General features: G+C 72.6%; 3 protein-coding genes. All 3 read left to right on the forward strand.

The window, feature by feature from the left end:
* Positions 1-422 (forward strand): CAP domain-containing protein (locus NBX02_RS02765; RefSeq protein WP_250289836.1); only part of this gene is annotated, 422 nt, incomplete at its 5' end.
* 266 nt (positions 423-688) lie between these two features.
* On the forward strand, positions 689-1,756 hold the full coding sequence (locus NBX02_RS02770; protein ID WP_250289838.1) for an NAD-dependent epimerase/dehydratase family protein: 1,068 nt from the start codon (positions 689-691) through the stop codon (positions 1,754-1,756).
* A complete protein-coding gene (locus NBX02_RS02775) occupies positions 1,749-2,261 on the forward strand; it encodes a GNAT family N-acetyltransferase (RefSeq protein WP_250285054.1) in 513 nt (170 codons plus the stop codon). Before NBX02_RS02770 ends, NBX02_RS02775 begins: the two co-directional genes overlap by 8 nt.
* The last annotated feature ends 436 nt before the right edge of the window (positions 2,262-2,697 follow it).

Raw genomic sequence — 2,697 nt, forward strand, 5'->3', positions numbered from 1 at the left:
CGGTCACGCCGGTGACCAGCGCGCCGTCCGAGCAGATCCCGGACGAGGCGTCCGAGGTGGTCGCGCTCACGAACGCCGAGCGGGCCAGAGCGGGCTGCGCGGCGCTCATGGCAGACCGCCGCCTGACCGCGGCCGCGCAGGCGCACAGCGCCGACATGTCCACCCGCGACTACTTCAGCCACGACAGCCTGGACGGCCGGACGCCCTTCCAGCGCATGGCGGAGGCCGGGTACGGGTTCTCCGCCGCGGCGGAGAACATCGCCGCGGGCCAGCGCACACCCGCGGAGGTGGTGCGGGGCTGGATGAACAGCGCCGGGCACCGCGCGAACATCCTGAACTGCTCGTTGAGGCAGATCGGCGTGGGCTACGCCACCGGAGGCCGTTACGGCACCTACTGGACGCAGGACTTCGGGACGCCGTAGGCCATGCCCGACAGGTGCCGGCCGATGGCGGGCGGTCCCGGATCCGGACGAGACGCTCTCGTTCCTGTCGCTTTCTGTTCCCGGACGGCCGCTTGCGTGGTATCCGGGTGTGGGCCGTGACAGCTGTGACCGTCATCACCGGTTAGTCTGGCTTCCCGGTCACGTCGAGTCGATGCCGGGCCGTTGGAACGACGTATCGGCAACAGAACGTGACGGGATGTGACGCCTATGATATTGACTCTTCCAGGAAGGCGATGAGGGGGGACGTGGCTCGCGCGGTCGTTACTGGCGCTGGCGGATTCATCGGGGACGCGGTCGCGCACGAGCTGCGTCGGCGCGGTTACCACGTCATACCGGTCGATGTCCGCCGTGGTCCGGGCATTGTCGTGGCGGACGTCACCCAGCCGGCGGAGCTGGGTAAACTGCTGGTCGGTGTCGATCTTGTCGTGCACGCGGCGGCCGTCGGCACGGGCGGCGGCGGGGAACTGGGCGCGGTGCGCGCCGGCGTGCGCCGCCGCCCGGCCCCACTCACCGACAGCGAACTACGCTCGGTGACGCTCGGGGGTACCGCCGGGCTGCTGGACGCGTGCGAGCGCGCCGATGTCGGCCGTGTCGTGCACCTGTCCTGCGTGAGCGTGCTGGGCGCCTCCTTTCCGGACCTGGTGGACGAGAGCGCGCCGGTCACGGCCACCGGCCTGACGCGCCCGGACGCCCTCGCCGCGGCCGAACGCGCGGCGCTCGCCGCGTCCGCCCGGGGACTGCCGGTGACGGTGCTGCGGGTCGGCGACGCCTACGGCCCGCGGGCCGGCCGGTGGACGCTGTGGCCGCTGCTGCTGCTGCGGGCGGGGCGCTTCGTCCTGGTGGACGGCGGCCGGGGGCTGCTGAGCCCGGTCCACGTCGATGACCTGACCGCGGCTGTCATCACCGTCGCCGGGGCCGAGCGGACCGCTGGCGAGATCCTGCACGTCACCGGCGGCGAGCCGGCCACCGCGTCGGACTTCTTCGGCCGGTACGCGCGGATGGCCGGCGTGCCCCTGCCGGGCCAGGTGCCGGCGGCGCTGGTGCGCGCGCTCGACAGCACCGACCGGCTGCTGTCCGGCCACGGCTGGCTGTCCGGCCGGGTGACCTCGCGGCTGCATCCTCGCGGCTATGTGGATCTCGGCCCGCTGACGCTGGCCGAACTGACCCGTACGGGCACCTACTCGATCGCCAGGATCCGGCGGCTGACGGGCTGGCAGCCGCGCGTCGGCCTGGACGAGGGGATGGCCCGCACCGAGGCGCTGCTGCGGGAACGGGGACTGCTCGGCGTCGCGGAGCCCGCCCGCCGTGGCTGATGCGCCGACCCTGACGACCCTGCGTCTGCTCGCGCTTCCGCTGACCGTCTGGAACGCCGGGTTCGTCGCCGAGGAACTCGGGCCGCTGCTGGTGGGCACCCACCTGCCCAAGGTGCAGGGGATCACCATCGACGTCACCGGCGATCCCACCGAGACGTTACGCCGCGCGCTGCGCCGCCGGGCCAGCGCCGGGCGTGGTGTGATGACCTGGACGATCCGCGGTGACGACTCGGCGGCCATCGGGCTGCTGGCGGTGGACGCGTTCGGCCGGCGCGCGCTGGTGTCGGTGTCCATCGGGCGGCCCTACCGGCGTCACGGCTATGCCACCGAGGTGCTGCGGGCGCTGGCCGGCTGGCTGGAGTTCCGCGGCCCGGTCGTGGTCGAGGCCCGGTTGCGCCTGGGCGACCGGACGAGTGAGCGGCTGGCTGTCGCGACCGCGTTCGTGCCCACCAGCATCGTCCTGCCGGGCGGCTGGCGGGTCTGGTACCGGCCACCGCCATACTGATCGTTTCTGTGTTCTCCCTGCTCCGGCCCGCTTTCGCCGGATCCGGCCGCCGTTGCCCGATCCGGCTTTTTTCGTCACGTAACGCGACCGCTCCGGACCCGGTGCTCACCGCTCGACGGGATGCGGCACCATAGGATGCGATGTCGCGAATCGGGCGGTACGGCTGGCCGCCCACTTCGCGACTCCGTGTCGGCTGACCGGCCGCGCGTGTCCTGGATGGGGGGCGTACGGCTGGCGCGCAGGCGCTGGGGAGGTTCTCAGAGTGAGCGTGGAAACCCAACGCGAAGCCGCGTTCGCGGGAACCCTGGACGGATCAGCGCCCGGGCCGCGTGCCTCGGAGGTCACCTACGATCATTTGATCATTCCGCCGCACTGGCGCCGCTCGGAGGAGTCCGGCCCCGGCGCGCACAACCCGCTGTTCGCGGGCGATCTTGTC

This window comes from Protofrankia sp. CiP1_Cm_nod1 (assembly GCF_920888515.1).
Taxonomy (GTDB): domain Bacteria; phylum Actinomycetota; class Actinomycetes; order Frankiales; family Frankiaceae; genus Protofrankia.